The sequence below is a fragment of the Mycobacterium sp. SMC-17 genome (assembly GCF_045310915.1).
Lineage (GTDB): Bacteria > Actinomycetota > Actinomycetes > Mycobacteriales > Mycobacteriaceae > Mycobacterium.
Genome location: NZ_JBJIAK010000003.1, coordinates 84,200 through 106,225, shown reverse-complemented (window position 1 = coordinate 106,225; position 22,026 = coordinate 84,200). Strand labels below are relative to the sequence as shown.

19 protein-coding genes are annotated in these 22,026 nt (G+C 67.9%); 4 read left to right on the top strand and 15 right to left on the bottom strand.

The genetic code is table 11. The features are described from left to right. Nucleotides 1–1,473: a methyltransferase gene (locus ACJH7A_RS03070; RefSeq protein ID WP_138250052.1), complete on the bottom strand. Its 1,473-nt coding sequence runs from the start codon at nucleotides 1,471–1,473 to the stop codon at nucleotides 1–3. After that, nucleotides 1,470–2,270: an SOS response-associated peptidase gene (locus tag ACJH7A_RS03065; RefSeq protein ID WP_163693052.1), complete on the bottom strand. Its 801-nt coding sequence runs from the start codon at nucleotides 2,268–2,270 to the stop codon at nucleotides 1,470–1,472. Before ACJH7A_RS03065 ends, ACJH7A_RS03070 begins: the two co-directional genes overlap by 4 nt. 18 nt (nucleotides 2,271–2,288) lie before the next feature. Between ACJH7A_RS03065 and aroA the strand changes: the two genes are divergently transcribed. Further along, entirely contained in the window at nucleotides 2,289–3,563 is a 1,275-nt protein-coding gene (aroA, locus tag ACJH7A_RS03060; protein WP_406783819.1) for a 3-phosphoshikimate 1-carboxyvinyltransferase, read from the top strand. A gap of 1 nt (nucleotide 3,564) precedes the next feature. Further along, the gene (gene rsgA / locus ACJH7A_RS03055; protein ID WP_060999069.1) at nucleotides 3,565–4,542 is read left to right on the top strand and encodes a ribosome small subunit-dependent GTPase A; all 978 of its coding nucleotides are present in this window, start codon (nucleotides 3,565–3,567) and stop codon (nucleotides 4,540–4,542) included. Here rsgA and ACJH7A_RS03050 read toward each other — a convergent pair. The 6 genes from ACJH7A_RS03050 to ACJH7A_RS03025 all read right to left on the bottom strand — a co-directional run bounded on the left by ACJH7A_RS03050 (nucleotide 4,539) and on the right by ACJH7A_RS03025 (nucleotide 10,344). Continuing rightward, nucleotides 4,539–4,934, bottom strand: coding sequence for a hypothetical protein (locus ACJH7A_RS03050; protein ID WP_406783820.1), 396 nt, complete (start codon nucleotides 4,932–4,934; stop codon nucleotides 4,539–4,541). The two genes, rsgA and ACJH7A_RS03050, sit on opposite strands and share 4 nt — an antisense overlap. A gap of 70 nt (nucleotides 4,935–5,004) precedes the next feature. Next, nucleotides 5,005–6,264 (bottom strand): fatty acid desaturase family protein, encoded by a 1,260-nt coding sequence (locus ACJH7A_RS03045; protein ID WP_406783821.1) that lies wholly within the window; start codon nucleotides 6,262–6,264, stop codon nucleotides 5,005–5,007. A 93-nt stretch (nucleotides 6,265–6,357) separates the two neighbouring features. After that, nucleotides 6,358–7,500, bottom strand: coding sequence for a ferredoxin reductase (locus ACJH7A_RS03040; protein WP_406783822.1), 1,143 nt, complete (start codon nucleotides 7,498–7,500; stop codon nucleotides 6,358–6,360). Nucleotides 7,501–7,585: 85 nt separating this feature from the next. After that, on the bottom strand, nucleotides 7,586–8,095 hold the full coding sequence (locus ACJH7A_RS03035; RefSeq protein ID WP_406783847.1) for a DUF6912 family protein: 510 nt from the start codon (nucleotides 8,093–8,095) through the stop codon (nucleotides 7,586–7,588). Nucleotides 8,096–8,101: 6 nt separating this feature from the next. Further along, the gene (gene ppk2 / locus ACJH7A_RS03030; RefSeq protein WP_406783823.1) at nucleotides 8,102–8,932 is read right to left on the bottom strand and encodes a polyphosphate kinase 2; all 831 of its coding nucleotides are present in this window, start codon (nucleotides 8,930–8,932) and stop codon (nucleotides 8,102–8,104) included. Further along, entirely contained in the window at nucleotides 8,932–10,344 is a 1,413-nt protein-coding gene (locus ACJH7A_RS03025; protein WP_064858407.1) for a wax ester/triacylglycerol synthase family O-acyltransferase, read from the bottom strand. Before ACJH7A_RS03025 ends, ppk2 begins: the two co-directional genes overlap by 1 nt. 183 nt (nucleotides 10,345–10,527) lie before the next feature. On the opposite strand from ACJH7A_RS03025, the gene ACJH7A_RS03020 reads away from it, so the two are divergent. Continuing rightward, complete coding sequence (locus ACJH7A_RS03020) at nucleotides 10,528–11,028, top strand: Rv3235 family protein (protein ID WP_060999059.1); 501 nt, start codon at nucleotides 10,528–10,530, stop codon at nucleotides 11,026–11,028. Nucleotides 11,029–11,033: 5 nt separating this feature from the next. On the opposite strand, the gene secA is transcribed toward ACJH7A_RS03020, so the two are convergent. From secA to ACJH7A_RS02985, 7 genes are all read right to left on the bottom strand, one after another. Next, complete coding sequence (gene secA, locus ACJH7A_RS03015) at nucleotides 11,034–13,802, bottom strand: preprotein translocase subunit SecA (protein ID WP_064858408.1); 2,769 nt, start codon at nucleotides 13,800–13,802, stop codon at nucleotides 11,034–11,036. A 128-nt stretch (nucleotides 13,803–13,930) separates the two neighbouring features. Continuing rightward, nucleotides 13,931–14,563, bottom strand: a complete 633-nt coding sequence (hpf, locus tag ACJH7A_RS03010) for a ribosome hibernation-promoting factor, HPF/YfiA family (protein ID WP_406774253.1) — start codon at nucleotides 14,561–14,563, stop codon at nucleotides 13,931–13,933. A 343-nt stretch (nucleotides 14,564–14,906) separates the two neighbouring features. Beyond that, a complete protein-coding gene (locus ACJH7A_RS03005) occupies nucleotides 14,907–15,536 on the bottom strand; it encodes a ComF family protein (RefSeq protein WP_406801412.1) in 630 nt (209 codons plus the stop codon). A 35-nt stretch (nucleotides 15,537–15,571) separates the two neighbouring features. Further along, a complete protein-coding gene (lpqB, locus tag ACJH7A_RS03000) occupies nucleotides 15,572–17,320 on the bottom strand; it encodes an MtrAB system accessory lipoprotein LpqB (RefSeq protein WP_346414821.1) in 1,749 nt (582 codons plus the stop codon). 8 nt (nucleotides 17,321–17,328) lie between these two features. Beyond that, nucleotides 17,329–18,981 (bottom strand): MtrAB system histidine kinase MtrB, encoded by a 1,653-nt coding sequence (mtrB, locus tag ACJH7A_RS02995; RefSeq protein ID WP_029105562.1) that lies wholly within the window; start codon nucleotides 18,979–18,981, stop codon nucleotides 17,329–17,331. 43 nt (nucleotides 18,982–19,024) lie between these two features. Beyond that, a complete protein-coding gene (gene mtrA / locus ACJH7A_RS02990; protein ID WP_020102929.1) occupies nucleotides 19,025–19,711 on the bottom strand; it encodes a two-component system response regulator MtrA in 687 nt (228 codons plus the stop codon). An 87-nt stretch (nucleotides 19,712–19,798) separates the two neighbouring features. Further along, nucleotides 19,799–20,428: a dTMP kinase gene (locus tag ACJH7A_RS02985; protein ID WP_406801411.1), complete on the bottom strand. Its 630-nt coding sequence runs from the start codon at nucleotides 20,426–20,428 to the stop codon at nucleotides 19,799–19,801. Between the two features lie 98 nt (nucleotides 20,429–20,526). On the opposite strand from ACJH7A_RS02985, the gene dctA reads away from it, so the two are divergent. After that, nucleotides 20,527–21,921, top strand: coding sequence for a C4-dicarboxylate transporter DctA (gene dctA / locus ACJH7A_RS02980; protein ID WP_406801410.1), 1,395 nt, complete (start codon nucleotides 20,527–20,529; stop codon nucleotides 21,919–21,921). Nucleotides 21,922–22,026: the final 105 nt, after the last annotated feature.

Here is a 22,026-nt window from a genome sequence, read left to right as displayed (position 1 = left end):
TCAGTTGGCCTGGTAGAGAATTCCCCGGGCGATGGCCTCGCGGATCTCCGGCAGCGCGGCCTCGGCCAGCGCGTCGGCGTCCACCCCGTGATGCGCGGCCAGCAGTCCGATGAGCGTGCCCAGCGGCACCTCACCGCGGCACCCGGCCAGCAGCGCCGTGAACACCTCGTCCACCCCGAGCACCGCACCCGGCCCGCCGGGACGACGGACCGCGCATCCGATCTCCTGCCAGCCGTCCGGCCCCGGCAGTGAATGCTGTTCCAGCAGTACCGGAGCGGTCGACAGGCGGGCAGCCAGCAGCGCGTCGTCCGAGGTGTCACGCAGGTAGGCGCGACGGGCGAAGAACGCCTCCACCTCGATGCCCGTGATGGGTTCGTCGGTGATCTCCTCGAGGATCTGCTCGGGTGCCTCACCGGGACGCGGCACACGCAGCGAGATCAGTCCCATGCCGATCCCGGTGATGCCCTCGGCGTCGAACCAGTCCAGCCAGTCGGCGCCGCGCTGCGCGATCTGTTCCGCGGACTCCCCCGCGTCGGCCAGCCACAGCGACACATAGCTGACCGGGTCGGCCAGTTCGCGCTGCACCACCCAGGCGTGCAACCCGGTACCCGCCAGCCACTCCTGCACCCGGGACCGCCAATCATCTTCCCGGACAATCCAATTGGCCATGATCTGCGCGGTGCCGCCGGGGGTCAGGTAGTTGCCGACGTTCTCGATGATGGTGCGGCACAGCCCATCTCCGGCGACCCCCGAATCGCGGTAGATGTAGTCCTGGGCGCCCGCGCCCACCACGAACGGCGGGTTGGACACGACCAGGTCGAACCGTTCCCCCGCCACCGGCTCGAACAGGCTGCCGGGCCGCATGTCCCAGGACATGCCGTTGATGCCCGCGGTCGCCCGCGCCAGTGTCAGTGCCCGCGGGTTGGTGTCGGTGCCCACGATGTCGGCGCAGTGCCCGTTCAGGTGCAGCGCCTGGATGCCGCAGCCGGTACCCAGATCGAGCGCGCGCTGCACCGGGGTGCGAATCACGGCCCGCGCCAACGACATCGACGCACCACCGATGCCGAGCACGTGCTCATGCTCGACCGGCCCGCCGCGCAGAGCGGCATCCTGGTCGGAGACGACGTAGAAATCGCGTTCACCATCACTGTGCGGCCGGATGTCGAGGGCCGCCCTGACGGTGTCGCCCACCTCCTCCAGCACGCCGGCCGCCGCCAATTCGGCCAGACCGGCCGACGGGAACGCCGCCCGCACCTGATCGGCCGGTTCGTCGGTGCCCAGCAGGAACAATCGCACCAGCGTGGCCAGGCGGCCGCCGCCGGCAGTCGCGCGCAGCGCCGGCCACCACACGCCCCGGCCCATCGCGGCGTTCGCGTCGTCGCCGAGCAGTTCGGCCACGCCGTCGGTGGTGTAGCCGGCCGAGCGCAGGTCAGCGCCGAGGGCTTCCACCAACAGCGGGTCCAGGGCGGTCAAAACAGCGTCCCTTCGGATTCGTTGTCGGCGGGCTCGATGAGTTCGGGGCCGTTGTTGCGAATGCTGTTGACCAACTTGGACACCTCACGGGTGACGATGCGGTCCAGGTCGCCGTGCCCGCGCAACAGCCCCTCGTCGATGGGTGCGTCGGGATCGAGCCAACGGTCCCAGTCACGGGCGCTGATGGTCAGTGGCATGCGGTCGTGGATACCGGCCAGCGGCCCGACCGACTCCGTCGTGATGATGGTGCAGCTGACGAGCGGCAGGCTGTCCTTGGGCGCGCCGGCCGGCCGCCACGTCGACCACAGACCCGCCATGAAGAGCAGGTCGTCGTCCGCGGCGTGCATGTAGAACGGCGTCTTCGTGGCCTTCTTGCCGTCGGCGGCCGGGTTGGGCCGCCACTCGTACCAGCCGTCCATCGGGACGAGGCAGCGCTTCGACTTCGCCGATCCGCGGAACGCCGGCGACGTGGTCAGCGTCTCGGCACGCGCGTTGATCAGCAGCGGCCCCTTGGTGTCCGGCGCGCCGTCGGCCGTGGTCTTGACCCACGGAGGGATCAGGCCCCAGCGCATCGACCGCACCCGGCGGGTGGGCTCGTCGTCAGGCTCGGAATGCCGCCGCACCACGGTGCTGATCGTCGTGGTGGGCGCCACGTTGTAGTTGGCCGACGGCAGGGTGCCGCCCTGTTCACCGCCGTCTTTGGCGGCGTCCGACGCCTTGGCATTCGTCTCGTCGAGAGCCTGGATCTTCTCGGCCAGCAGCGCCGGGTCGGTGGTGACTGCAAATCGCCCGCACATACCAGGCAGGATAGGGGCATGGAACTCTGGCCCGCACCGTCGGTGACCGGTCCGGTGCAGGCCACTGTCACCGTGCCGGGATCGAAGTCGCAGACCAACCGAGCGCTGATCTTGGCAGCCCTGGCCACACCGCAGGGCACCTCGACCATCAGCGGCGCGCTGCGCAGCCGCGACACCAACCTGATGATCGGCGCACTGCAGGCGCTGGGCGTGACGATCACCGGTGACGGCACCGAACTGACCGTCGGTGGCGCCATCTCCCCCACCGGCGACGTGCGCATCGACTGCGGGCTCGCCGGCACCGTGCTGAGGTTCGTCCCGCCGGTCGCCGCGCAAGGCACCGGACGCGTCATCTTTGACGGCGACGAGCAGGCCAAGACCCGTCCCATCACGCCCCTGCTGGACGCGATGCGCGGTCTCGGCGTCGACATCGACGGCGACGGCATGCCGTTCACCGTGTCGGGCACCGGGTCGGTGGCCGGCGGCGAGGTGCGGATCGACGCGTCGTCGTCGTCGCAGTTCGTGTCCGGACTGTTGTTGGCGGGAGCCACTTTCCGCGACGGCCTGACGGTGATCCACACCGGTGCGACGGTGCCGTCGCAGCCACACATCGAGATGACCATCACGATGCTGCGCGAGGCGGGCGTCGAGGTCGACTACAGCGAGCCGAACCGTTGGCACGTGGCGTCGGGCCCGATCGCGGCGCGGCACTGGGCCATCGAACCCGACCTGTCGAATTCGGTGCCGTTCCTGGCCGCCGCCGCGGTGACGGGCGGCACGGTGCGGCTGGCCCATTGGCCGCAGCAGAGCGTGCAGCCGACCGCTGACGTCCTGGAGCTGCTGGGCAAGCTGAATACCGTTGTCCAGGTGGTCGATTCGTTCCTGGAGGTCCGGGGCGCGCAAACCTACGGCGGCTTCGAGGCCGACCTGAAGGCCGTCGGCGAGCTAGCGCCGTCGATGGCCGCGCTCGCCGCGCTGGCCAGCGAGGGTTCGGTGTCGACGCTGTCGGGCATCGCGCACCTGCGTGGGCACGAGACCGACCGCCTGGCCGCGCTGACCGCCGAGATCAACGGGCTGGGCGGCCAGTGTCGCGAGACCGACGACGGTCTGGTGATCACGGCGGTGCCGCTGCACGGCGGCCTCTGGCGGTCCTACGCCGACCACCGCATGGCCACCGCCGGCGCGATCATCGGGCTGCGGGTGCCCGGCGTCCAGGTGGAGGACATCGCCACCACGGCCAAGACACTGCCCGACTTCCCCGGTATGTGGGCCAACCTGCTGGCCGGGAAATAGCTTGCGGGAGTACGACGAATCCGATGTCCGGGTGCGCTCGGGCAAAGGTTCGCGTCCGCGCACCAAGAACCGGCCGACCCACGCCGACGCGCGCGAGGCCATGGTCGTCACCGTCGACCGCGGCCGGTGGGGCTGTGCGCTGGACGGCAATCCCGACCACATTGTCACCGCGATGCGGGCCCGCGAACTGGGCCGCACCCCGATCGTGGTCGGCGACTCGGTGGGCATCGTCGGCGATCTGTCCGGCAAGCCCGACACCCTGGCGCGCATCGTCCGCCGCGACGAGCGCCGAACGGTGCTGCGTCGCACCGCCGATGACACCGACCCCACCGAACGGGTGGTGGTCGCCAATGCCGACCAGTTGTTGATGGTGGTCGCGCTGGCCGATCCGCCGCCGCGTGCCGGGCTGGTGCAGCGTGCCCTCATCGCCGCGTACGTCGGTGGGCTGCGGCCCATCCTGTGCCTGACCAAGCAGGACCTGGCTCCCGCCGAACCGTTCGCCGCCGAGTTCACCGGCCTGGACCTGACGATCATCACCGCCGGCCGCGACGACCCGCTCGACGCCGTGGCGCCCCTGCTCGAAGGTCAGATCACCGTACTGCTCGGCCACTCCGGTGTCGGCAAATCGACGCTGGTGAATCGCCTTGTGCCAGAAGCAGACCGGGCCACCGGTGACGTGTCGGGCGTCGGCAAGGGCAAGCACACCTCGACGCAGTCGGTGGCACTGCCGCTCGACGACGGCTGGGTCGTCGACACACCGGGTATCCGCTCGTTCGGGCTGGCACACATCAAGCCCGACGACGTGCTGATGGCTTTTTCCGACCTCGCCGAGGCCATCGAGGACTGCCCCCGCGGCTGCGGGCACATGGGCCCACCGGCGGACCCAGAGTGCGCGCTGGACGCGCTCACCGGACCGGCCGTCGACCGCGTCGCGGCGGCCCGTCGTCTCCTCGCGGTCCTGAACGAGCCGACGTACTAACGCGTCACCAGCATCGTCGCGCGGTAGTCCGGCAGCGGGATGGTGCCCGGCGTCTCGGGATACGGGTCCAGCGACCGTAATTCGACGGCGAACCCGCCGACCGTCTCGGTCAGGTGAGTCTGCCCCGGCGCGGGGTTGGTGTTGAACTCCAGCGTGGCCGGCGGCCGGCCGTCGGGCGTGACGGTGACCGCGATTCGGGCCGCACCCGTCCAGACACACGACACCCGCTTCGGGCAGCGCGAATCATCGAGCACCCGATCGAATTTCAGCCGCAACCCGGCACCGTCGACCACCGCGTCCTGCCCGCCGGCGAGGACGAACTCGTGGCCCAGTTGCACGGCGGCGGTGTCGGGCCGCGCCTGCCCCGGCGAGCAGGCGACGGCGAGCGCCACTGCCAGAAGGACCGCAGGAAAACGTAAAAACCCCCAAAACCGGCCGGTTTTGGGGGTTTTCACGACTGCTTTACGCGGCGGCTGCGGCGCGCTTGGCCCGACGGCGGCTGCGCACGGTGGCGATGGCCGTCTTCAGACCGCGCTTGTTGCCGGTCGCCGGGTCGATGGCGCCGAAGCTCTCGTCGAGCTCGACGAACATCCGCTCGCTCCGGGTCTCCGGGGCGTCGTCGACGGTGTCGGTCAGGTACTTGTTCGGCACCGACAGCTTGGCGATGGTGCGCCACGTCTTGCCGTACTGCACCAGGAAGTTCCCGGTGGTGTAGGGCAGGTCGTACTTCTCGCACAGCGCCCGAACGCGGATCGAGATCTCGTACAGCCGGTTGCTGGGCAGGTCCGGGTACAGGTGATGCTCGATCTGGTGGCTCAGGTTGCCGCTCATGAAGCGCAGCACGGGACCCGAGTTGAAGTTGGCGCTGCCCAGCATCTGGCGCAGGTACCACTCGCCCTTGGATTCGCCGACCATGTCGGTCTTGGTGAACTTCTCGGCGCCATCGGGGAAATGGCCGCAGAAGATCACCGCGTTGGCCCACACGTTGCGGATGACGTTGGCCAGGAAGTTGGCCTTAATCGTCGACTTGAACGTGGCGCCCGGTGACAGGGACGTGAGCGCGGGGTACGCGACGTAGTCCTTGCCCAGCTGATGCGCGGCCTTGGTGCCGAACTCACGCACGCGGATCATCGTGGCCTTGCGGTCGTCGCGGCCCTTGAAGATCTTGCCGAGCTCCAGGTGCTGCAGACCCACGCCCCACTCGAACAACAACGCCAGGACGGTGTTGAACCCGAGGTTGAACAGGTGATGGGGCTTCCAGCGGATGTCCCGGGTGACGCGAATCAGGCCGTAGCCCACGTCGTCGTCCATCCCGAGGATGTTCGTGTACTTGTGGTGCATGAAGTTGTGGGTGAACCGCCAGTGCTTGGAGACCCCGTTCATGTCCCACTCCCACGTCGAGGAGTGAATCTCGGGATCGTTCATCCAGTCCCACTGGCCGTGCATGACGTTGTGGCCGATCTCCATGTTCTCGATGATCTTGGCCACGCCCAGGGTGCTTGCCCCGGCCCACCAGTACGACCGCTTCGAGCTGCGCAACAGCAGCAGGCGGCCGGCCACTTCGAGAGCACGTTGTGCCGCGATGGTGCGGCGGATGTAGCGCGCGTCGCGAACGCCGCGGCTTTCCTCGATGTCTTGCCGGATCGCGTCCAGCTCGACGCCCAGAGCCTCGATATCGGCTTCGGTCAAGTGCGTGAATTCAGGTACGTCAGTGACTGCCATATCGACCTCCTTCCAGTTACCTACGCTAGCGTAACCTACTCAACCGTAGGTTGCTAGACAGCAAATTCTACATTTCCCAGATCTGCGGTTTTGTTAAATATCCAACACACAGTCGCCGGCCGCAGCCGAAACGCACGTCTGCACCCGACTTCCCGGTTCCCGTTCCGCTCCGGTCCGCAGATCCCGTGCGTGACCCTCCAGCAAACTCACCACGCAGGACTGGCAGATACCCATCCGGCAACCGAACGGCATCTGCACGCCGGCCTGTTCGCCGGCCTCCATCAGCGATGTCGCCGCATCGGCGACGACGGTCTTTCCGCTGCGCTCGAAGGTCACCGAACCACCGGTGCCCTCGACCGCCGCCCGGGACGCCGCGAAACGCTCCAGATGCAGGCGCACCCCGAGCCCCGCCGCCCCGTATTCGCGCTCGGCGTCGTGGAGCATGGCCTCCGGGCCACACGCCCACGCTTCGCGCGTCCGCCAGTCGGCGACTTCCTCGTCCAGCTTCGACAGATCCAGGCGGCCCTCGGTACGGGTGGCCCGCACCCGCAACTGGTAGCTCGGATGAGCCTCGGCCAGCTTGGCCAACTCGTCGGCGAAGATGACGTCGGCCGCGGTCGGGGCCGAGTGCAGGTGGACGATGTCGGTGATCTGGTCCCGGCGCGCGAGGGTGCGCAGCATCGACATCACCGGGGTGATGCCCGACCCGGCGGTCAGGAACAGCACCTTGCCCGGCGCGGGATCCGGCATGACGAACTCGCCCTGCGGCGCAGCCAGCCGCACGATGGTGCCGGGCGCCACGCCACCGACCAGGTGGGTCGACAGGAAGCCCTCGGGCATGGCCTTCACCGTGATGGTGATGGTGTGGTCGCCGCGCGATTCCACCGGGCTCGAGGTCAGCGAGTACGAACGCCACCGCCAGCGGCCGTCCACCAGCAAGCCGATGCCGATGTACTGCCCCGGGTGGTAGTCGAACGAGAAGCCCCAGCCCGGCTTGATCACCAGGGTTGCCGAATCCTCGGTCTCGCGGCGCACCTCGACGACCTTGCCGCGCAGCTCCCGTGCCGACCACAGCGGATTGACCAGCTTGAGGTAGTCATCCGGCAGCAGCGGTGTGGTGATGCGCCCGACGAGTGTGCGCAGCGCGTGCCACCCCGGCCGTTCCTTGGCGCCGGCAACCTTGGGCCGCACCGTGTCGACCACATTGGCCGAGACCTTGATGGTGTTCTTGGCCACGTTCACTCCCGCTCGGTTGGTCGTCCTAACCTACGGTACCGTAACCTACGCACAAGTAGCTACCCCTGCAAGCCAGGGACAAGGGCTATAGAAGCTCCAACAAAAACGGTAACTCCTGAGCGGCGTACCACGCCAGATCATGATCCTGAGCATCTCCGACGGTGAGCTCGGCGTCCTCGTCACCGAGGTCGGCGGCGTCGACGACGGCCACCGCAGCAAGCACCGCCGGCTCGGCCGCCGAGTTGTCGACGTACGCCGCGATCACGTCGGCCAGCTTGACCGGCCCGGCCAGGCGCACCACCGCGTCGTCCAAATCCGGGCGGACCGTCACCTCTTCGGCCTCGGCCACCAGCACCGCCCGCCGCGGCGGCAACCCGGCGTCCTCGCCGACCCCTTCGCCGGCCAGCAGCCGCAGTGACGCCAGCGCGGCTTCCTGCAGCGCGATCTCGCCGAGCTCGTCCTCGTCGCCGTGCGCGTAGGCCTCACGCAGCGTCGGCGTCACCGCGAACGCAGTACCGCTGCGGGCCGGCATCACCCCGTCTGCCACGAGTTGCGACAGCATCGCCAGGGTCGCCGGAATATAGACACGCACCAGGGCACTCTAAAGGGATCTCTCGGGATCGCTCATCAGCTCGGCCACGTGATCTGGCACATAGGTGGTGAGTTCGCGTGAGGGCCGGATGTACGTCCCGGTGATGACCGGACGCTCCGGCAGCTCCACCTTCGGATGGTCGACCGGCTCGTACGGGATCGTCGACAGCAGATGCGCGATCATGTTCAGCCGCGCGTGCTTCTTGATATCGGATTCGACGACGAACCAGGGGCTCTGCGGGGTGTCGCAGTGGACCATCATCTCGTCCTTGGCGCGCGAGTAGTCCTCCCAGCGGTACACCGACTCGAGGTCCATGGGCGAGAGCTTCCACTGCCGGACGGGGTCGTTCAGGCGGGACCGGAACCGCTTCAGCTGTTCGCCGTCGGACACCGAGAACCAGTACTTGCGCAGGATGATGCCGTCGTCGATCAGCATCTGCTCGAAGATCGGGGTCTGCCGCAGGAACAGCGCGTGCTCCTGCGGGGTGCAGAACCCCATCACCTTTTCGACGCCGGCCCGGTTGTACCAGGACCGGTCGAACAGCACGATCTCGCCTTTGGCCGGCAGGTGCGCGATGTAGCGCTGGTAGTACCACTCGCCTCGCTCCCGGTCGCTCGGCGCCGGCAGCGCCGCGACGCGCGCGATACGCGGACTCAGGTATTCGGTGATGCGCTTGATGGTGCCGCCCTTGCCCGCGGCGTCGCGCCCCTCGAAGACGATGACGATGCGGGCACCGGTGGCACGCACCCACTCCTGCAGCTTCACCAACTCGGTCTGCAGCCGGAAGATTTCGGCCTCGTAGACGTCGTTGGGAATCTTGCGGGCCTTCCTGGACGCCATCAGCGCGCCACCTCGCGCAGCTCGTCGAGCGCCTCGCGCAACAGGCTGGGGAAGACGTCGACGTCGCTCATGGCCTCGCGGTCGGCGTTGATGCCGTAGTAGAGGCTGCCGTTGTACGACGTGATGCCGAGCGCCAGCACCTGGTTGTTCAGCAGCGGCGGCACCGCGTACGTGTCCAGCAGCTTGGTGCCCGCGACGTACATCTGCTTCTGCGCGCCGGGGACGTTGGTGATCAACAGGTTGAACTGGCGCGCCGGGAAGCTGGTCGCGACCCGGGTGCCCATGGCGTGCAGCGTCGGCGGCGCGAAACCCGACAGCGTGACGATGGTGCGCGCGTCGACCGGGGTGGTCGTCGTGGCCTGGGTCTCGGTGGCGTGCGCGATCTGGGACAGCCGGACGAGCGCGTTGTTCTCGCCCACCGGCAGGTCGACCAGGAACGGCGTCACCTCGCTGATCGCCTGGCCGGGGCCGGCGGTCTCCAGATGGTCGGTTTCGGGATAGACCGACATCGGCGCCATGGCCCGCACTGTCAGGCCCGTCGACACCGATTGACCGCGGGACATCAGCCAGTTCCGCAGCGCGCCGGTCACCACCGACAGCACCACGTCGTTGACGTCGCAGTCGAAGCGCGTCCGTAGCTGGCGGTACTCCTCCAGCTCGTGTTTGGCGACGGTGAACCGCCGGTTGCGGGACACGGTGGCGTTCAGCGGACTGCTCGGGGCGGTGCCCCGGACCAGCGTGCGGGCCATGTCGATGACGCGCCGGCCGGCCTCGACGAACTGTTCGGTGCTGGAGATCATGTCCGCCGCCGCCGACTGGACCGCGGCCAGCTGCGCCGTCGGGCGCGTGATCCACTCCCCGATGGCGCCCAGCAGCAGCGAGGCGTCGCTGGGTTCGCGGCCCGGGATCCAGATGTCCTCGCCGAACTCGGGCGGCTTCTGCGTGCGGTCGGCGATGACGTGCCCGATCTCCAGCGCTGTCATGCCGTTGACGAGGGCCTGGTGGGTCTTGGTGTAGATCGCCAGCCGATTGTCGGAGAGCCCTTCGACCAGGCACATCTCCCACAGCGGCCGGGTCTTGTCCAGCGGCCGCGAGCCCAGCCGGGCCACCAGATCATGGAGCTGGGCATCACTGCCCGGGGACGGCAGCGCCGAGCGCCGGATGTGATAGGTGATGTCGAAGTCGCGGTCGTCGACCCAGACCGGCCGGGCCAGCCCGAGCGTCACCTCGCGGACCTTCTGCCGGTAGCGCGGGATCTGCGGCAGCCTGGCCTCGACGGTCGCCAGCAGCGTCTCGTAGCTCAGGCCGGCCCGCGGCTTACGCAGGATGGACAGCGTCCCGACGTACATGGGTGTCGATGAGTCTTCCAGCCCGTAGAACGACGCGTCCGACGCCGACAACCGGGTCACCATGCAGCCCGTGCCTCCTTCACCCCTGCCGGAACGACCCCGTCACGGTATCCCCGGGACCGGTCCCCCGCAGCACCGGATCGGCGAATTGGCGTCGAGCACCTGGTGAAACCGGTGCGATGATTTAGCGGTCTGCAACTCTCCAGCAGATGCGTCACGCACCTGACCGACCGCTGGAGAGATTTCATGACCGCATCGACCCGCATCGACATCGACCTCACGGCGCCGATCGTCGACTACGAGCCTGCGCCGATCGAGACCGGCGCGGCGGTGCGTGCCCCCAACCGACTGCAGGTGGTGGCCGATCCCGAACCGGACTGCGCGACCGTATCCGCCGTCGTATCTCGGCACGAGGTCGCGCCGCCCACGGCCGCGCTGATGTTCGCCGACGCTGCCCTGCGCCGGGTCCTGGAGGTCAGCGACCGACGCCGGCCGATGGCGCAGCTGCGTCCGCTGGTCACCTCGACACTGTTCGACGCCATGTCGTCATGGCCCCACCACAACCGGAGCGATGGCACGGCAGCGCTGCGCAAGGTGCGGCTACGCACCGCCCGTGAACAGGACGGGTTGCCCACGGCCGCCGAGGTGTTCGCCACCTTCAGCCGCGGGCCACGACTGCACGCCGCCGCCGGACGCATCGAAATGCTCGGCGGGCGTTGGCAATTCGTGGCCCTGCAGCTGGGTTGAGCGGGTTACCGCCGCTTCTGCTTGCGCGCGGCCTCACGGCGTTCCCGACGCGAGCCCGGGCCCGCCGCGTGCCGGCCACCCTCGCGACGCACCTCCGCGGACCCGTCCTCTGCTGGACCGCTGTAGGTCATGGCCGGGGCCTTGTCCTCAATTCCCTTGGCGCGCAACGCGGCCGGTGCGGCCTGCTCTTGGGCGGCGTTCTGCTCGGCCTCCGCGGCGAACTGCGCGAGCCCCTGCGGCGCGGCGACCGGGGCCACCTGCGGCGCCTGCTGAGCCTCGACCTGCACGTTGAACAGGAAGCCGACCGACTCCTCCTTCAAGCCTTCGAGCATGCCCGTGAACATGTCGAAGCCCTCGCGCTGGTACTCGACCAGCGGGTCGCGCTGCGCCATGGCCCGCAGGCCGATGCCCTCCTTGAGGTAGTCCATCTCGTAGAGGTGCTCGCGCCACTTGCGGTCGATGACGTTCAGCAGGACGCTGCGCTCCAGCTGCCGCATGGCACCGGGACCGGCGATGGCCTCCAGGTCGGCTTCGCGCTTGGCATAAGCCTTTTCGGCATCGGCGATCAGCGCCTCACGCAGCTCGTCCTGCGTCAGCTCGCCCGGCTCGCCGACCTCGTCGGAGTCGATCAGGTTGTGGTAGTCCAGGCCCACCGGGTACAGCGTCTTGAGCGCGTCCCACAGCTTGGCCAGATCCCAGTCCTCGGCGTAGCCCTCGGCGGTGGCGCCGTCGACGTAGGCGGTGATGACGTCGACCAGCATCTTGTGCGCCGTGTCCTGGACGTCCTCCCCCTCGAGGATCGCCTTGCGCTCGCGGTAGATGACCTTGCGCTGCTGGTTCATCACCTCGTCGTACTTGAGGACGTTCTTGCGGACCTCGAAGTTCTGCCCTTCGACCTGGGTCTGCGCGCTCTTGATCGCGCGGGTCACCATCTTGGCCTCGATCGGCACGTCGTCCGGCAGGTTCAGCCGGGTCAGCAACGCCTCGAGGGTGGCGCCGTTGAAGCGGCGCATCAGCTCGTCGGACAGCGACAGGAAGAACCGGGACTCGCCCGGGTCACCCTGACGGCCCGAGCGACCGCGGAGCTGGTTGTCGATACGACGGGACTCGTGGCGTTCGGTGCCCAGCACGTAGAGGCCACCGACCTCGCGGACCTTCTTGGCCTCTTCCTCGACCAGCTGCTTGACCTTCGGCAGCTCCTCGTGCCAGGCCGCCTCGTACTCCTCCGGGGTCTCGACCGGGTCCAGACCGCGCTTGCGCAGGCGCGCGTCGGTGATGAAGTCGACGTTGCCGCCCAGCACGATGTCGGTACCACGACCGGCCATGTTGGTGGCGACCGTGACGGCCTTCAGCCGGCCCGCCTCGGCGATGATGCTCGCCTCCTGCTCGTGGTACTTGGCGTTGAGCACGTTGTGCGGGATGCGGCGCTTGGTGAACTGCTTGGACAGGTACTCCGACCGCTCGACGCTGGTGGTACCGATCAGGACCGGCTGGCCCTTCTCGTAGCGCTCCTGCACGTCGTCGACGACAGCGATGTACTTGGCCTCTTCGGTCTTGTAGATGAGGTCGGACTGGTCCTGGCGGATCATGGTCCGGTTGGTGGGGATCTGCACCACGCCGAGCTTGTAGATCTCGTGCAGCTCGGCGGCCTCGGTCTCCGCGGTACCGGTCATGCCGGACAACTTGTCGTAGAGCCGGAAGTAGTTCTGCAGCGTGATGGTGGCCAGGGTCTGGTTCTCGGCCTTGATCTCGACGTGCTCCTTGGCCTCGATGGCCTGGTGCATGCCCTCGTTGTAGCGGCGGCCGACCAGCACACGGCCGGTGAACTCGTCGACGATGACGACCTCGCCGTCGCGGACGATGTAGTCCTTGTCGCGCTGGAACAGTTCCTTGGCCTTGATGGCGTTGTTCAGGTAGCTGACCAGCGGCGAGTTGGCGGCCTCGTAGAGGTTGTCGATGCCCAGCTGGTTCTCGACGAACTCCACACCGGCCTCGTGCACACCGATGGTGCGCTTGCGGATGTCGACCTCGTAGTGGACGTCCTTCTCCATGAGCGGCGCGATGCGCGCGAACTCGGTGTACCAGTTCGACGCGCCATCGGCGGGGCCGGAGATGATCAGCGGGGTACGGGCCTCGTCGATGAGGATCGAGTCGACCTCGTCGACGATGGCGAAGTTGTGGCCGCGCTGGACCATGTCGTCGACCGAGTGCGCCATGTTGTCGCGCAGGTAGTCGAAGCCGAACTCGTTGTTCGTGCCGTAGGTGATGTCGGCGTTGTACGCGGCGCGACGCTCCTCCGGCGTCAGCTGCGACAGGATCACCCCGACCTCCAGGCCGAGGAAGCGGTGCACACGGCCCATCCACTCGCTGTCGCGCTTGGCCAGGTAGTCGTTGACGGTGACGACGTGCACACCCTTGCCGGAGAGCGCGTTGAGGTAGGCCGGGAGCACACAGGTCAGGGTCTTGCCCTCACCGGTCTTCATCTCGGCGACGTTGCCGTAGTGCAGCGCGGCGCCGCCCATCACCTGGACGTCGAAGTGGCGCTGGTCCAGCACGCGCCAGGCCGCCTCGCGGGCGACGGCGAAGGCCTCGGGCAGCAGGTCGTCGAGCGACTCACCACCGGCGATGCGCTTCTTGAACTCTTCGGTCTTGGCGCGCAGCTCGTCGTCCGACAGCTTCTCGACGTCATCGGACAAGGTGTTGACATAGTCGGCGACCTTTTGCAGGCGCTTGACCATGCGGCCTTCACCGATGCGGAGCAACTTCGACAGCACGCTTTTCCCCTGTGGGTCTGGAACGGATATACGTCAGCGGGTTAGACGTGACCATCGTAGGTGACCGGCGGAATCGGCAGATAAGAGTGCGCCCCCGGCGGTTCGGCCGGGGGCGCATCAGCGGGACCTCAGGACAGACGGATCAATCCGTAGTCGTAGGCATGTCTGCGGTAGACCACCGTCGGCCGGTCGCTCTCCTTGTCGTGGAACAGGAAGAAGTCGTGTCCGACCAGCTCCATCTCGTAGAGCGCATCATCGACCGTCATCGGGTTGGCCGGGTGCTCCTTGACGCGGACCACCTGACCGGGCACATGGTCGTCGACCTCGGCGGCTGCGGTCTGGTTCGGCACCTCCGGCAGATCCTCGGGCGGCACGATGGACGTCGCCTCGGCCAGGCCCACCGGCGTCTTGTCGCCGTAGTGGATCTTGCGGCGGTCCTTGCTGCGCCTGAGCCGGTTCTCGAGTTTGCCGACGGCCGATTCGAGGGCCGCATAGAAGCTGTCCGCACAGCCTTCGCCACGAACGACCGGCCCGCGGCCGCGTGCCGTGATCTCGACATGCTGGCAGTTCTTGCGCTGGCGCCGGTTCTTCTCGTGGTCGAGTTCGACATCGAACAGGTAGATGGTGCGATCGAAGCGCTCCAATCGAGCGAGCTTCTCGGAAACGTAGATGCGGAAGTGTTCGGGGACCTCGACGTTGCGGCCCTTGACGACGACGTCGGCGTGCGGTTCGGGCGCAGGCTCGGTGTCGTCGGCAAACATGGTCGAGCGGGCAGAATCCACGGATTGGGTTGTCATGCTTAGCAACTCGCTTCTCTCTCGCAGTGCACGTGTGGCTCTTCTTGCACACGGTCTGAACTACGCGCCGAGCGGGTCTGCAAGTCGCCGCAGCCCGGCGCAAGGTGTTGACTACTCACCTCCTACCGCTGTCAGCGATTTGGCACCGAGTGAATATGTCGGTACCGCCGTGAGGCTTCACGGGTGGTTGCAGCCGACGGTAGTCCGAGTTCACCTAGTCGTGCCACCGATTTCGCATACCGGTTTTGAGAACTTCATATCGAGTTGATGTACGTACTCCTCCGGCCGTGTCATGCCGCCTGGAGGGTCACGCGTGTGCTATTGCGAGCACCGCCGCCACCTGCGCTCCGGATGTTTGCAGGACCCGAACGGCCTCAGCTGCCGTCGCACCCGTCGTCACCACATCGTCGAACACGACGGCCTCCCCGCGCACCGGTGTGCGCAGTCGGACGCGGCCGCGGATGTTGCGCTGGCGCTGCGCGCTGGAGAGGCCCACCGAGTCGCGCGCGAAGGCCCGCATGGCCAATGCCGGCTGGACCGTCATTCCCGGTAGACCCGCGGCCGCGGTGCGGGCGATCTTCGCGACGGGGTCGCCGCCGCGGCGCCGGGCGGCCAGACTCCGGGTGGGCGCGGGCACCACCGTCAGCGGCGGCACGATCAGGCCCCAGGCGATCAGCGTCCGCAGCGCCGCGGCGACGGCGTCGGCGAGCGGTGCGACGAGATCGGTGCGGCCATGTTCTTTGAGCCCGACGACGGCGCGCCTTCTGGCCCCGGCGTAGCGCCCGAGCGCGAACACCGGGATGCCGGGGTCCTCCCGCGGCGAGACGACGTGCGGCTCGTCGGGGCGGACGGTCAGTTCCGCCGCGCAGGCGGGGCACCAGCGGGTCGACGGCGCACCGCAGCCACCGCATTCGACGGGCAGGACGAGGTCGAGCATGAGGCCAGCATGGCGCGGGGGTACGACAGATTGATTCAGCCAGGAAGCACGGGCAGTGCGCCCGCGACCATCAGCGGCCGGACATCGGTCCACATGAGGTTGTTGTCCGCTGCCGAACCCGACAGCTGGAGCACGCCACGTTGGTCGGCGAGGTACACCGTCGAGGTGTTCGCGGCCACGGTCGACACCGGGACGACCAGGTTCCTGGTGGGCCCGTCGGAGTTGACGCCGTCGAGGTTGACGTACGACACGGGGTGCGCGCCGTCGGTGCGGGTCACGACGATGTCGTCGCCGGTGCGCCAGGACAGCGACAGCGCCGTGTTGCCCAGGCCGAAACCGAGCCGGCGTGGATAGGTGAGCGCGAGCTGGCCGCCCTCGCGCTGCTCGACGCTGGCCAGGATCACCTGGCCGTTGATCACCATCGCGGCGCGGGTGGCGTCCCGCGACAACTGCAGCGCGCTGATCGGGCCGGGGAATTTGGTGGCCACCGCCGACGAGTCGACAGGAATGCGGGCGGGTTGGCCTGACGCCGCCTCCTGGATCGCGCGCACGACGTTGGCGCCATCGACGACGATCCAGATCGCGTCGTCGAGCGACCAGCTGGGACGCGACAGCGTATGCGCGTCGAGCGCCTGTGCGGCGTCGCCGTTGACCGGACCCACCCACAGCGACTGCGCCATGTCCGGGGCGCCGGGCCGCAGCGTCACCACCGAGGCGACCTCCTGCCCGCTACGCGACAACGCCGCCGAGGTCTGGCCCGGCAGTTGGCCGAACGCCCCGGCGACCCGCGGCGCGTTGTCACCTTCCAGCGACACCAGCGATCCCCCGGCCAGAGCATGCAGGCCGGCCGCGGCGCCGGGGTCGGCACCCGGATCGGTGGCCGCGACGTCGGAGGTGTTCCAGCCTTCGGCGAAGCGGTCGTCGAGGGCGGCGCCGTCGGCGTTGATCACGTACGGGCCGTTGACCCCGGCCCGGAACAGCGTCCAGATGATCTGCGCCGCAAGCAGTTGCCGGCTGTGCGGGTCGGTGGTCGACAGGCTCTCGAGGTCGATGCGGGCGCCGCCGTAGCCGCGTCCGACACCGGTCTTGCCGCCGTCGGCCCGCGTCACCGGACCCCGCAACCGCAGCGGTGCGGCCATCAGATTCCGTACGCTGCTTGCCATCTCGGGCCGCGGTCCGGACAGCAGCTTGGTGACGAGTTCGGTGGCGAGCTGGTCCGGGTCGGACACCGCGACGTAGCGCGGGTCGGGCACGACGGTCTTGCCGGTCGGGTCGACGAAGTACAGCGTGTCGCGTTTGTAGGTGGACTGGAACTGTTGCCAATCCAGGAATACCCCGTTGGGCAGCTTGTCGATGCGCCAGCCCCGCGGCGTCTTCACCAGATCGATGGGGCCCGGGTCGGGCAGCGCGCCCTCCCCCGTCTCGAACACCCCGACGTCCGACAGCGAGCCCAGGATGTCGGCGTGCATGGTCACCGAAACCTTGTCCGTGCCACGGGTTTCCACGAACACAACGCGGTCGATCAGCAGGGCGCTACCGGCGTCGTCCCACGACCGGGATGCCGATTCGGTGAGGAACTGGCGCGCCGCCAGGTGCCGGTTCGCGGGATCGGCGGTGGCTTTGAGGAATTCGCGCAGCAGCAGGTCCGGGTCCATGCCGGGCGACGGCGTCGGCAGGTTGCGCGGCGCCGGCCGGTCGACGGTGCCCACGGCCTGTGGTGCCGACGAACTGGGTACGCCGGCGCACCCCGTCAGGACCAGCATCAGCACCGCGCAGAGCGCCAGTGCCCCTTTCACGATGCGTCCCCCGCGGGCAGTTCCCCGGACGAGAGAGCCGTAACCGATTTGGGCCCAGTGGGTTTGAGGGGCAGCGGGCTGGTGGTCACCTTGTGACCGCGCACCAGCGGCAGCGTGAGCCGGAAGCAGGCGCCGTGGCCGGGTTCGCCCCAGGCCTCCAGCCGACCCTGGTGCAGGCGGGCATCCTCGATGCTGATGGCCAGGCCGAGGCCGGTGCCGCCGGAGCGCCGCACCCGCGAGGGGTCAGAGCGCCAGAACCGGCTGAACACCATCTTCTCCTCGCCCGGTCGCAGACCCACGCCGAAATCGCGGACCGTCACTGCCACGGTATCCACATCGGCGGCCATCTTGATCTGAACGGGCTTCTTCTCCGCATGGTCGATCGCGTTGGCGATGAGGTTGCGCAGGATCCGCTCGACGCGGCGCGGATCCACCTCGGCGATGACGGCCTCGTCCGGAAGATGCACGGCGAGTTTGATGTTTGCGTCGTCGGCCAGGTGGCCGACGTTGTCGAGTGCGCTCTGCACGGTGTCGCGCAGGTCGACCGATTCCACCGACAGCTCGGCCACACCGGCGTCGTGCCGGGAGATTTCGAGCAGGTCGGCCAGCAGTGTCTCGAAGCGGTCGAGTTCGTTGACCATCAACTCCGTCGAGCGCCGCAGCGCCGGGTCGAGTTCCTCGCTGTGGTCGTAGATGAGGTCCGCGGCCATGCGGACCGTCGTCAGCGGCGTCCGCAGCTCGTGGCTGACGTCAGAGGTGAAGCGGCGCTGCAGGTTTCCGAACTCTTCGAGCTGGGTGATCTGCTTGTGCAGGCTCTCGGCCATGTCGTTGAACGACACCGCCAGGCGCGCCATGTCGTCCTCACCGCGTACCGGCATGCGCTCGGTGAGGTGTCCCTCGGCGAACCGCTCGGCGATGCGCGACGCCGACCGCACCGGCAGCACGATCTGCCGGGCCACCAGCAGCGCGATAGCCGCGAGCAGACCCAGCAGCACGATGCCACCGGTGGCCATGGTGCCGCGCACCAGCGCGATGGTGCTCTCTTCGTTGCTCAGCGGAAAGATCAGGTACAGCTCGAGGTTGGTGACCTGCGACGACGTCGGGCTGCCGACGATCAGCGCGGGACCGGAGAAGCCATCGGTGTGGACGGTCGCGTACTGGTAGCTGACCTGGCCCGCTTTGACGAAGTCGCGCAACGAGTTCGGAATCTCGCCCACCGGCCCGGCCGACGTGGCCGCGCGCGGACCGTCACCCGGTACCACCAGCACCGCGTCGAACGCACCGGCCAGCCGCGAGCCCGAATCGACCTTGCGGTCGATGAGCGTGTTGCGCGCCAGCTGCAGGCTGCTGTTCAGCGAGCGCGTCTCCTCGCCGCCGACGATGCCGCTCACCGTCGTGCGGGCGTGCTCGACCTCTTCGGTGCCGGCACGGACCTTGGCTTCGAGGATGCGGTCGGTGATCTGGCTGGTCAGCACGAAACCCAGCACCAGGATGACGGCAAGGGACAACCCCAGCGTCAGGGACACCACACGCAGTTGTAGCGAGCGGCGCCAGGCATAGCCGACCACCCGGCCGACAGCACCCAGCCCGCGCACGAAAGCGCCCGAGCCGAAACCGCCACGGATACGCCGTCGGGATCCCCAGATCACCGGCGCCCTACGGTCTCAGGCTCGGGCTTGACGAGCCGTCCGATCACGGCGGTCCGGCCTTGTATCCCACTCCTCGAACGGTGAGCACCACCTGCGGGTTCTCCGGGTCCTTCTCGACCTTGGCCCGCAGCCGCTGCACGTGGACGTTCACCAGGCGGGTGTCTGCCGGGTGGCGGTAGCCCCACACCTGTTCGAGCAGCACGTCACGAGTGAAGACTTGGCGCGGCTTCCGGGCGAGGGCCACGAGCAGGTCGAACTCCAGCGGAGTCAGCGAAATCTGCTCACCCTGGCGGGTCACCTTGTGGGCCGGCACGTCGATGTCGACGTCGGCGATGGACAGCATCTCTGCCGGTTCGTCGTCGTTGCGGCGCAACCGCGCACGCACCCGCGCCACCAGCTCCTTCGGTTTGAAGGGCTTCATGACGTAGTCGTCGGCACCGGACTCCAGGCCCAGCACCACGTCGACCGTGTCGGTCTTGGCGGTCAGCATGACGATCGGCACGCCAGAGTCGGCGCGCAGCACACGGCACACGTCGATGCCGTTCATTCCGGGCAGCATGAGGTCCAACAGCACCAGATCCGGGCGCAGCTCGCGGACCGCGGTCAGCGCCTGGCTGCCGTCACCGATGACGGCGGTGTCGAAGCCTTCGCCCCGCAGCACGATGGTGAGCATCTCGGCCAGAGATGGGTCGTCGTCGACGACCAGAATGCGTTGCCTCATGGCGTCCATGGTGTCACCAGATCGCGATAAAGCTGTGATCTCCGATGGGTGTTTTGCCTCTTACCTGACAACTCGCTGGTAGACGAGGCGGCCAGATCACCCCAGCAGCGTTGTGGCCAGCTCCCCCGGGTCGACGTCCGGGGCGACCAAAGCCCAACGGCCGACCCAGTTTTCGGCCGCGAGCGCGGTGTACACCGCGGCCGTGCGGCCCTGCAGGCCACCGTCGCGCTCGTAGGCGTCGCGGGTTCGCGTCGCGTCCTGAGCTTCCCGGCGTGCCGCCCGCTCTGCGGCGAGATCGGTCGGCACATTGAGATAGAGCTGCCAGTCCGGCACCGGCAGCGCCAACCGCTCGAACTCCAACTCCCGCACCCAGGCGACGACGTCCCCGCCCGCCCCCTGATGCAGCCGGGCCGCGCTGTAGGCGGCGTTGGACGCAACGTAGCGGTCGAGGATCACAACATCGTGCGCGTCGTTCAATGCGGCGATCTCGGCCTTGGCGCCCGCGCGGTCGAGCGCGAACAGCATCGCCATGGCGTACACCGAATCGGCGAGGTCGCCGTGCCGGCCATGGAGCGCCTCGGCGGCGATATCCGCCTCGACCGAGCGGCCGTAGCGCGGGAACGCCACGGTGGTCACCGACTTCCCGCGGGCCTCGAACTGCGCCCGCAGACCCTGGGTCAGCGTGTTCTTCCCCGCACCATCGACGCCTTCGATTGCGATCAGCACGTGGCGAGACTAATTGCTGGATTCGATATATCTCATGCGCGACGTCACAGAAACATCGCAGAAATCGCGCGGTGACGCCCGATCAGTACTTTCGCGCGATGGCGACCACCATGCAACCGCCCAAAAGCGAGATGATCCGGCTCGCGAACAAGCCTCCTTGGTACACGTCGCTTTTCGTGCAGCTGCTCGTCGCGATCGTCGCCGGCATCCTCGTCGGCTGGCTGCAGCCCAAGGTCGGCGCCGACCTCAAGCCGCTCGCCGACGGCTTCATCAAGCTGATCAAGATGCTGATCGCGCCGATCATCTTCTGCACCGTCGTGCTGGGCATTGCGCACGTCGGCGACCTCAAGTCCGTCGGCCGGATCGGCGTGAAAGCGTTGATCTACTTCGAGGCGGTGACCACCTTCGCGCTGCTCTTCGGGCTGGTCGTCGGCAACATCGTCAAACCCGGGGCCGGTTTCCACGTCGACGCCGCCACGCTGGCGTCCGGGGCCGACGCGATCGCGAAGAAGACCCAGAACAAAGAGCTGCCGCACACCGTCGATTTTCTGCTGAACATCATCCCCGAGTCGGTGTTCAAGGCGTTCACTGAGAACAACCTGCTCCAGGTCCTGTTCTTCGCCGTCCTCTTCGGGCTGGCGTTGGCAAAGTTCGGCGAGAAGGGCCCGCCCGTCATCCTCGAGATCGTCGACCATCTGAGCCACGTGTTCTTCACGGTCATCGGCTGGGTGATGCGACTGGCGCCCATCGGCGCCTTCGGGGCGATGGCCTACATCATCGGCCAGTACGGCATCGGCTCCCTGAGCAGTTTCGCCAAACTGATCGGCGCTTGCTACCTCGCCGCCGTCTTGTTCATCGTGGTGCTCGCGGTCGTTGCGAAGGTCTTCGCGGGAGTGAACCTGTGGAAGTTCGTCGTGTACATCAAGGACGAGCTGTTCCTTGCGCTCGGCACCGCTTCCACCGAGGTTGTGCTGCCGCGCATCATGGCCAAGCTGACCAATGCCGGATGTTCACGCACCACAACGGGTCTGGTGGTGCCGACGGGCTACTCGTTCAATCTCGACGGAGCGACCCTCTACCTCTCGATCTGTGTGCTGTTCCTGGCCCAGGCATTGGGCGTGAACCTGAGCCTGGGTGAGCAGATCACCGCGGTGCTGGTACTGATGCTGACGTCCAAGGGCATGGCCGGCGTTCCCGGGTCCTCATTCCTCGCGCTGTCAGCGACCGTCGCCGCCATCGGCCACGGCGCCATCCCGGTCGCCGCGGTGGCCCTGCTCCTGGGCGCCGACCGCATCATGGACTCGATGCGCGTCTCGGTGAACTTGCTGGGCAACTGTGTCGCGACGTTCGTGGTGGCCAATTGGGAGGGGCAGCTCGACAAAGACCGTCTGTGCAAGGTCCTCGACGGCCAAGACGTCCCACCACTCGACGAGCCTGACCCGATGGCGGATCCGGCTGGAGGTGGCGGGCGTACTGCATCCACGTCCAACTGATCGTGAGGCGCCAGGCTGGCGCCATCGGGGTGAAATAGCCCTCTATCCGTGAGCGACACGCGTGAATACCCTGAAAGTCATGCCTTTTCAGGGGTATTACGCCGC